Source organism: Aliiroseovarius sp. (assembly GCF_030148435.1).
In the GTDB taxonomy this organism is placed as follows: Bacteria; Pseudomonadota; Alphaproteobacteria; order Rhodobacterales; family Rhodobacteraceae; genus JASBTN01.
In genome coordinates this window covers 19,982-28,246 of the sequence record NZ_JASBTN010000017.1, presented here as the reverse complement: position 1 = coordinate 28,246, position 8,265 = coordinate 19,982, and the positions used below count along the sequence as shown (strand labels likewise).

The 8,265-nt window shown below is 64.8% G+C and carries 9 protein-coding genes; 7 read left to right on the top strand and 2 right to left on the bottom strand.

The window, feature by feature from the left end; genetic code table 11:
• The 7 genes from Q1V43_RS03405 to Q1V43_RS03375 all read left to right on the top strand — a co-directional run.
• Nucleotides 1-603, top strand: a 603-nt coding sequence (locus Q1V43_RS03405) for an ABC transporter permease (protein ID WP_300513945.1), incomplete at its 5' end; no start/stop codon positions are given.
• A complete protein-coding gene (locus Q1V43_RS03400) occupies nucleotides 600-1,421 on the top strand; it encodes an ABC transporter permease (RefSeq protein ID WP_300513943.1) in 822 nt (273 codons plus the stop codon). The genes Q1V43_RS03405 and Q1V43_RS03400, both read left to right, overlap by 4 nt.
• Nucleotides 1,418-3,004, top strand: coding sequence for a dipeptide ABC transporter ATP-binding protein (locus tag Q1V43_RS03395; protein WP_300513941.1), 1,587 nt, complete (start codon nucleotides 1,418-1,420; stop codon nucleotides 3,002-3,004). The genes Q1V43_RS03400 and Q1V43_RS03395 overlap by 4 nt, the downstream gene beginning before the upstream one ends.
• Nucleotides 2,997-4,445, top strand: coding sequence for an aldehyde dehydrogenase family protein (locus Q1V43_RS03390; RefSeq protein ID WP_300513939.1), 1,449 nt, complete (start codon nucleotides 2,997-2,999; stop codon nucleotides 4,443-4,445). The genes Q1V43_RS03395 and Q1V43_RS03390 overlap by 8 nt, the downstream gene beginning before the upstream one ends.
• 95 nt (nucleotides 4,446-4,540) lie before the next feature.
• Nucleotides 4,541-4,963 (top strand): acyl-CoA thioesterase, encoded by a 423-nt coding sequence (locus Q1V43_RS03385; protein WP_300513937.1) that lies wholly within the window; start codon nucleotides 4,541-4,543, stop codon nucleotides 4,961-4,963.
• Complete coding sequence (locus Q1V43_RS03380) at nucleotides 4,960-6,117, top strand: crosslink repair DNA glycosylase YcaQ family protein (protein ID WP_300513935.1); 1,158 nt, start codon at nucleotides 4,960-4,962, stop codon at nucleotides 6,115-6,117. The genes Q1V43_RS03385 and Q1V43_RS03380 overlap by 4 nt, the downstream gene beginning before the upstream one ends.
• A gap of 108 nt (nucleotides 6,118-6,225) precedes the next feature.
• On the top strand, nucleotides 6,226-6,966 hold the full coding sequence (locus Q1V43_RS03375) for a glucose 1-dehydrogenase (RefSeq protein ID WP_300513933.1): 741 nt from the start codon (nucleotides 6,226-6,228) through the stop codon (nucleotides 6,964-6,966).
• An 11-nt stretch (nucleotides 6,967-6,977) separates the two neighbouring features.
• Here the strand turns inward: Q1V43_RS03375 and Q1V43_RS03370 are convergent, their stop codons facing one another.
• Nucleotides 6,978-7,499, bottom strand: a complete 522-nt coding sequence (locus Q1V43_RS03370) for a TIGR00645 family protein (RefSeq protein WP_300513932.1) — start codon at nucleotides 7,497-7,499, stop codon at nucleotides 6,978-6,980.
• Between the two features lie 110 nt (nucleotides 7,500-7,609).
• Nucleotides 7,610-8,230, bottom strand: a complete 621-nt coding sequence (rpsD, locus tag Q1V43_RS03365; protein ID WP_300513930.1) for a 30S ribosomal protein S4 — start codon at nucleotides 8,228-8,230, stop codon at nucleotides 7,610-7,612.
• Between the last annotated feature and the right edge of the window lie 35 nt (nucleotides 8,231-8,265).

Here is an 8,265-nt window from a genome sequence, read left to right as displayed (position 1 = left end):
ATCGGCCTGATCGCGGCGTCAAAGCGCGGCACGGCGGCGGATTATTCCATCATGGGCGGCACGCAACTGGGCATCGCGGTGCCGAATTTCTGGTTCGCCATGCTGCTGGTGCTGGTCTTTGCCGTGAACCTGCGCTGGTTTTCGGCGGGCGGCTTTCCGGGCTGGGACAGCGGGATTGGCGCGGGGCTGAAGGCGCTGACCCTGCCTGCCGTGGCGCTGGCCCTGCCACAGGCATCCATTCTGGCCCGCGTCATGCGATCGAGCCTGCTGGACACGTTGCATCAGGACTATATCCGCACCGCCCGCGCCAAGGGCCTGTCGATGCGCCAGGCAACCACGCGCCACGCGCTGCGCAATGCGCTGATCCCGGTGCTGACCATCATCGGCCTGCAGTTCAGCTTCCTGCTGGCCGGCGCGATCATCATCGAGAACGTCTTCTTCCTGCCCGGCCTCGGCCGCCTGATCTTTCAGGCCATTACCCAGCGCGACCTGGTGGTTGTCGAGAGCGTGACCATGCTTTTGGTGTTTGCCGTGATCCTGGTCACATTTCTGGTCGACATCGCCTATGCCGCCGTTGACCCCCGGCTGAGGCGACGCGCATGAGGATTCCCGCACAGCTTGCCCTGGGCGCCGTCATCAGCGCGCTTTTCCTGGCTCTGGTCGCCCTTTCCTTCGTCTGGACGCCCCATGAGGTGACAACCCTGTCGATTGCCGAAAAGCTTCAGCCGCCGTCGGCGAAATACTGGCTGGGCACCGACCATCTGGGCCGTGACCTTTGGTCCATGCTGATGGAGGGGGGGCGCACCTCGATTGCCGTTGCCATCGTCGCCGTGGGGATCGGCATCGGGCTGGGCGTGCCTCTGGGCCTGGCCGCCGCCGCCACCCGGGGCAGCCTTCTGGACGAGGTCATCATGCGCGGCAATGACCTGATCTTTGCCTTCCCATCCCTGGTCATCGCCATCCTGATCACCGCGGTCTTCGGCCCCTCGGCCACCAATGCGATCCTGGCGATCGGCATCTTCAACATCCCCGTCTTCGCCCGTGTCGCCCGGGGCGGCGCGCTGACGATCTGGACGCAGGACTACATCCTTGCCGCCCGGGTGGCGGGCAAGGGAGCGGCGCGCATCAGCCTTGAGCATATCCTTCCCAATATCGCCAACCTCCTGATCGTGCAGGGAACAATCCAGTTCAGCCTCGGCATCCTGGCCGAGGCCGGGCTGAGCTATGTCGGCTTGGGCGCCCAGCCCCCCACACCCTCCTGGGGGCGCATGCTGGCAGATGCCCAAACCTTCATCTACAGCGAACCGCAATTGGCGATCCTGCCGGGCCTGTCCATCGTGCTGATGGTGTTGGGGCTGAACCTGATGGGTGACGGGCTGCGCGACCTTCTGGATCCCCGCATCCGGAGGGCGCGCACATGATCGAGGCCCGCGACCTGTCCCTGACCATTCATGGTGAAACGATCCTCGACCGGGTTTCCTTCGACATGGAGCCCGGCACGACCTTCGGGCTGGTCGGCGAAAGCGGTTCGGGCAAATCGATGACCGCGCTGGCCATCATGGGATTGTCGCCGCGCGGGGCCAAGGTCTCGGGCCAGGTGCTGCTGGCCGGCAGCGATCTGACGCGGCTGGGTGAACGGGACATGTGCGCCATTCGCGGCAACCGCATCTCGATGATCTTCCAGGAACCGATGACCGCTCTGAACCCGGTCAGGACCATCGGCGACCAGGTCGCCGAGACCCTGCTGATCCACACCAGGGCCACCCGCGCCGAGGCGTTGAAGATCGCCGAAGAGAAACTGACCCGTGTCGGCCTGCCCCCGGACCGCTTCCCACTGGACCGCTACCCGCATGAGCTGTCGGGTGGGCAGCGCCAGCGCGTCTGCATCGCCATGGCCATCGCGCTGCACCCGGAGCTGTTGATTGCCGACGAGCCCACCACCGCGCTGGATGTGACCACACAGGCCCAGATCCTGAACCTCTTGCGTGACCTGGTCGAGGAAGAGGGCATGTCTCTTCTGCTGATCACCCATGACCTTGCCGTGGTGGCCGATGTGGCCGACCATGTGGCGGTGATGCAAACGGGGCGTATCGTCGAACAGGGCGCGACAGAACAGCTATTTCGCACCATGGCCCATCCCTATACGCGGCAGTTGCTCGAGGCGTCCTCGCACCAGCCCGACCGCATCACCCCCCCGGCGCCGGAACCTCTGTTGGAGGTGGAGGGAGCCACCCGCGATTATGTCCTGCCCCGCCGGTCGTTCTTTGGACCCGGACCGACGTTCCGGGCGGTCAAGGATGTCTCTTTCACGATGCAAACCGGGGAAAGCCTCGGTCTGGTTGGCGAAAGCGGTTGTGGAAAGTCGACTCTGACCCGTGCGATCCTGGGGCTGGAGCCGCTTCAGGGCGGAGAAATTCGCCTGTTCGGCAAGCCTATGACGCCCGAAACGGCGGGGGGGCTGCGCTCTGGCATCCAGGTCGTCTTTCAGGATCCCTATGGCAGCTTCAACCCGCGCTGGCGGGTGGACCGGCTGGTGGCGGAACCCTTTCACCTGATGCCCGAACGCCCCGCCGACTGGTGCGACCGCGTGGCGATGGCCCTGCGCGAGGTGGGCCTGCCGGCGCAGGCGATGGAGCGCTACCCGCACGAGTTCTCCGGCGGGCAGCGCCAACGCATCGCCATCGCCCGCGCCCTGATCCTGCGCCCCGACCTGATCATCCTGGACGAGGCGGTCTCGGCGCTGGATGTCTCGATCCGGGCAGAAATCCTGGACCTGCTGGCCGCGCTTCGCGAAAGCCATGGGCTGGCCTATCTGTTTATCTCGCATGACCTTTCCGTGGTCCGTTCGATCACCGACCGGGTGCTGGTCATGCGGGCGGGTGAGATCATCGAGGAAGGCCCGACGCAACAGGTCTTCTCGCACCCCGCCCACCCTTATACGCAAAAACTGATCAAGGCCGCCCCGACTATTCCGGCCGAATGGAAGGAAGAGGAAGATGCGTGAACTCTGGTACGACGCGACACAGGTGCATATCGGCGGGGAATGGCGCGCGCCGGACGGGGGCGGGCAGCTGCCGCTGGAAAACCCCTCACGCGGGGAGCAGATCGGCTCCATCGCCCGGGGCACGGCGGCGGATATCGACGCCGCGGTCTCGGCCGCCCGTGCCGCGCTGGAGGGCGATTGGGGCCGCATGACAGCTGTTGAACGCGGGCGCATCCTGACCCGGATCGGCCAGCTGGTCGAAACGCGGATCGAAGAGCTGACCGTGATCGAAGCGATGGACGTGGGCAAGCCGCTGACCCAGGCCCGCAATGATGTCATTGCCCTTGCCCGCTACATGGAGTTCTACGGTGGCGCCGCGGACAAGGTCATGGGGGATACCATCCCGTACCTGGACGGCTACACCGTATACACCCTGCGCGAGCCGCATGGGGTGACGGGTCACATCGTGCCCTGGAACTACCCGATGCAGATCATCGGCCGGTCCGTGGGCGCGGCCCTGGCCATGGGCAATGCCTGCGTGCTGAAACCCGCCGAAGAAGCATGCCTGACCGCGCTGGCCTTCGTGGCGCTGGCCGAAGAGGCCGGCCTGCCCCCCGGCGCGCTGAACGTGGTGCCGGGGCTGGGCGAAGAGGCGGGCGCTGCGCTGGCCGCCCATCCGGGTATCGACCACATCTCGTTCACCGGATCGGTGGGTGTCGGGGCCCTGGTCCAGTCCGCCGCCGCCGCCAACGTGGTGCCGGTGACGCTGGAACTGGGCGGCAAATCGCCCCAACTGGTATTCGACGACGCCGACCTGGACGCGGCCCTGCCCTTCCTGGTCGGCGCCTGTATCCAGAACGCCGGGCAGACCTGTTCGGCGTCGTCGCGCGTGCTGGTCCAGCGCGGCGTCTATGAGGAGGTGGTCACACGTATGGGCGCGGCCTATGACGCGCTGCTGGTGGGCCCCGCGCGGTCAGACCTGAATGTCGGCCCGCTGATTTCCGCCCGCCAGAAGGAGATCGTCGAGGGATTCCTGACCAGGGGCGCGGATCTGCGCATCGCCGGTCAAGGCCAGTTTGCCGAGGGCCTGCCCGAGGGCGGCTACTACGTGCGCCCCACCCTCTTTGCCGACGTGCCCGCCGACCATGTGCTGGCGCGCGACGAAATCTTCGGCCCGGTGCAGGTCGTCATTCCCTTCGACACCGAAGACGAGGCGGTGGCGATTGCCAATGGTACGGATTACGGGTTGGTCGCGAGCGTCTGGACCGGCAGCGGAGCCCGCCAGATGCGGCTGGCAAAACGCCTGCGCGCGGGCCAGGTATTCATCAACAACTACGGTGCGGGCGGCGGGGTCGAACTGCCTTTCGGCGGGGTTGGCAAGTCGGGCCACGGGCGTGAAAAGGGTTTCGTGGCGCTCTACGGATTCTCGCAACTGAAGACAGTGGCAGCGAAACACGGATGACGTGGCGTTTCGCGTGACCTTCGCCGCCGGGCGGGCCAGAAATCTTCGAACATCTTTGACCGGAATTTCGAAGCCCCTGCCCCTGAGGACGGCCCATGCCCACCATCGAGACCTTCCGCCGCATCGTCGATCCCGCCGATTGCGACATGCTTGGCCATATGAACATCAGCCGCTATTTCGCCTGTGTCTCGGACGCGGGCCTGGGGCTGATGACGGCCTTTGGCCTGGGTCAGGACCAGATCAGTGGCGGTCGCCGCCAGGCCTTCGCCGTGGTGCATTTCGACACGACGTTCCACAAGGAGGTCTTACCCGGCGACTGGATCTACATCCGCTCGGGCTTGACAGAGATCGGCAACCGCTCCTGTACCATCCGCCATGTCATGCACCGCGCCACGGATGATGTGTTGCTGTTCGAGGCCACCGCCAAGGCGGTTCTGATGGACCTGGACACCCGTCGCGCCACCATCGTGGACGAGGGCTTGCGCGCGGCAATGGGGCCATTCATCATCGACGCATGACCGCCCCCCTGCGCATCCCCAATCGCGACGCCCGCCGCCTGTGGCTCTGGGCCAATGGGCTGGCGCCGACGCCGACCGGACCGCTGGACGTGATGGGCATCATCCGGCAGTTGGGATTTCTGCAGATCGATACGATCCGCAACGTGACCCGGGCGCATAATCACATCCTCTGGACCCGCAACCAGAATTTCCGCGAAGGCAAGCTCTGGCCGCATCTGGCGGGCCGCCAACTGTTCGAACATTTCACCCACGATGCCAGCCTGATCCCTGCGGATGTCCTGCCCGCCTGGAAGCGCCAGTTCGACCGGCTCGGGGCCCATGCGGCCCGGCACGCCTGGTATCAATCGGGGCTAGCGCGTGAACAGGTGCAACTGATCCGCGACCGCATCCGGGCCGAGGGTGCCCTGTCGACCCATGCCTTCGATACCAAGGCGGAAAGCCGTGCCATGTGGGCCCGGCCGCCGCACAAGAAGGCGCTGGACCAGATGTGGTACGCGGGCGAGCTCGCCACCTGCCACCGCGAGAACTTCGTAAAATTCTACGACCTGGGCGCGCGGGTCTTTCCCGCCCATGATCCGCTACCGGATCGCGAGGCGGTGAACTGGCTCTGCCGCGAAGCGCTGGATCGGCTGTGCGTGGGCACCACGGGCGAGTTGCAGCGGTTCTGGGAGGCGATGGTGAGCCGCGAGGCCAGGGCTTGGGCAGAGGGCGCCGAAACCGTACCGGTCGAGGTCCAATCCGCCGATGGCAGTTGGCGTATGGCGCTCGCCCATCCCGAAATCGAGGCGCGGCTTGCCGGGGCCCCTGCCCCCACCACGCGCCTGCGCCTCCTCAATCCCTTCGACCCGGCCATTCGCGACCGCGCCCGGCTGGAGCGGCTCTTTGGTTTCGAATACCGCAACGAGATGTTCGTGCCCAGGGCCAGGCGGCGATGGGGATATTACGTTTATCCGCTGCTGGAGGGCGACCGGTTCGTCGGGCGGATCGAGCTGAAGGCGGACCGTGCGGCCGGGTGGCTGGCCGTCACCGGGTTTTGGCCGGAACCGAAGGTGAAATGGGCCACGGCCCGACACGCAAAGCTGGAGGCGGAGTTGGCGCGGTTCGCCCGTTTTGTCGGCATCCAACACGTCGAATGGCGTTGCCACCTCCCGTGAGATCCAATTTCCTCGAAGAAAACTTCCCGGAATTTTCGAATATTACGTCCCCGCGCTTGCGGTTGACGGAATCGCCTTTCAAACTCGGGTCAACAGCAGGAGGGCACCATGAGACTTCAGGACAAGACGGCGATCGTCACCGGGGGCGGCTCGGGCTTCGGCGCCGGCATCGTGCGCAAGTTCGCGGCCGAGGGCGCGCGGGTCATGGTCGCGGATCTGAACGGCGAAGCTGCACAGAAAATGGCCGCGGAGGTTGGCGGCATCGCCTGCAGGGTCGACGTATCGAACCGCGTCAGTGTCGAGGCGATGGCCGATCTGGCCCGGGACGCCTTCGGCGCGCTCGACATCCTGGTCAACAACGCGGGCATCACCCATTTGCCCACCTTGATGGAGGACGTAACCGAAGAGGCATTCGACCGGGTTCTGGCGGTCAACGCAAAATCGGTCTACCTGACCGCGCGCAGCTTCGTGCCGGGCATGAAGCAGGCGGGGAAAGGTGCAATCCTGAACGTCGCTTCCACCGCCGGGCTCAGCCCGCGGCCCAAGCTGAACTGGTACAATGCCTCCAAGGGCTGGATGATTACCGCAACAAAGACAATGGCGGTGGAGCTTGCCCCCCATGGCGTGCGGGTGAATGCGATCTGCCCGGTGGCCGGGGAAACGCCGCTTCTGTCCCGTTTCATGGGCGAGGACACGCCGGAAATGCGCGAAAAATTCCTGTCGACCATCCCGATCGGCCGCTTTTCCACCCCCGAGGACATGGGCAATGCGGCCTGTTTTCTCTGTTCCGACGAGGCCGCGATGGTCACAGGCGTCGCGATGGAAGTCGATGGCGGGCGCTGTATCTGAGCCCTTCCTGTTCAGCCCTTCCTGGCCTGCGCGCCCAGCCAGTCCATCAGAGCCATCAATACGCCGGAGATGACAAAGGTTCCGTGAAACACGACCAGCCACAGCATCTCGGTGCTGGAGACGCCGTCGGTCTTGCCGATCTCCATGAAGCGTTTCAGCAGATAAATGGCCGAGATGGCGATGATCGAGGCGATGAGTTTCATCTTCAGCCCGCCGAAGTCGACCTTGCCCATCCAGCCCGGCCGATCCTCGCCGACATCGACATCCAGCTTCGACACGAAGCTTTCGTAGCCCGAGAAGATCACGATCACCATCAGGTTCGCGGCCAGCGTCAGGTCGATCAGGGTCAGGACCACAAGAATTGCCTTGTCCGCGGTCATCTCCATCGCCTTGGGCAGGTAGTAAAGCAGCTCGCGGGCAAAGACGATGACCAGCAGACCCAGCGCCAGGACCAGCCCGGCATACATCGGCGCCAGCAACCAGCGTGAGGCGAAGAGCCCCTTTTCAAACCCGCGCTCGATCCCGTTTGCCATGCCTGTCTCCAATCCCCGCTCCTGAATTTCAGCTCCTATAACAAAGACCCGAAACGAAAAGAACCCGCCTCGAAAGGCGGGTTCCAAATTCTGTCCGATGTCGGCGAAGCTTAGTTCTTCGCGTAGAATTCGACGACAAGGTTCGGTTCCATGTGCACCGGGTAGGGCACGTCCGACAGGCCGGGGGTACGGGTGAAGGTAGCGGTCATCTTCGAGTGGTCGGCATCGACATAGTCGGGCACGTCACGCTCGGCCAGGCCCACGGCTTCCAGCACGATGGCCAGCTGCTTGGACTTGTCGCGAACGGCGATCACGTCGCCTTCTTTCACGCGGTAGGAGGGGATGTTCACACGCTTGCCGTTCACTGTCACATGGCCGTGGTTCACGAACTGGCGGGCTGCAAAGACGGTCGGCACGAACTTGGCGCGGTAGACCACGGCGTCCAGGCGGCGCTCCAGCAGGCCGATGAGGTTTTCACCGGTGTCGCCCTTCACACGCTCGGCTTCGCCGTAGATGCGGCGGAACTGCTTCTCGGTCAGGTCGCCGTAGTAGCCTTTCAGCTTCTGCTTGGCGCGCAGCTGCAGACCGAAGTCCGACATCTTGCCCTTGCGGCGCTGGCCGTGCTGACCGGGGCCGTATTCGCGGCGATTGACCGGGGATTTCGAACGACCCCAGATGTTTTCGCCCATCCGGCGGTCGATTTTGTACTTGGCAGACGTGCGTTTGGTCACGGCTGATCTCCTTCAGTTTGAATACATCGCGGCTT